Origin of the sequence: Bacillus haikouensis, assembly GCF_013179555.1 — a bacterium.
Lineage (GTDB): Bacteria > Bacillota > Bacilli > Bacillales > Bacillaceae_B > Rossellomorea > Rossellomorea haikouensis_A.
The window spans coordinates 1-542 of the sequence record NZ_JABMCR010000630.1; the positions used below are offsets into that span (position 1 = coordinate 1).

At 40.2% G+C, this 542-nt stretch carries 1 protein-coding gene; it reads right to left on the reverse strand.

The window, feature by feature from the left end:
- Window positions 1-175 precede the first annotated feature (175 nt).
- Entirely contained in the window at window positions 176-493 is a 318-nt protein-coding gene (locus HP456_RS24770; RefSeq protein WP_172255943.1) for a post-transcriptional regulator, read from the reverse strand.
- Window positions 494-542 lie beyond the last annotated feature (49 nt).

A 542-nucleotide genomic window follows, 5' to 3' on the forward strand; every position in this document is an offset into this window, starting at 1 on the left:
CTGCCAGTAATAGCACAAGTAAGAAGAAGGCGATTATTCGGCCTCGCTTTACCATTATGTATAAATCCTCCTTGCCGTTTTTCACCATTTGATAAAAAATTATTTGTAAAATCTCGACAAATCCATACTCATTATCTATGAGAATAATCGGAGTGTCAATTAAATTTCAGACTATTTACCTTTTCTTTCCGGGTCTCAGAAGTTCATTTAGCTCCTCTTCGTTTATATCTTCAAACCAGTTCGGGGAGCGGTATGCTTCCACGGTCTCAAAGCTCATATATTCTCCGGGCTTGACTGTCAACACATCACTCACCAATTGAAACAATTTCACATCCTGCTCCGGCTTTTTCCACTTCTTCTTCGTCAAATAAGCCCAAAGCCTGTCAACATTCGCTTTACCGTATCCCAAGATTTCAAATTCCTCCACCTTGCTGAAAAGCGCTGGTTTCAATGAGTCATAATATCGATCATACGGATGTTGATTTGTCTTCATTCCCGGTCACCGCCTAGGGCTAAATGATTGCAATTAGCCAGAATTATGT

Excerpts from the sequence above, each read along its gene's own strand:
- HP456_RS24770 (WP_172255943.1), bottom strand. The coding sequence starts at position 493 with ATGAAGACAAATCAACATCCGTATGATCGATATTATGACTCATTGAAA.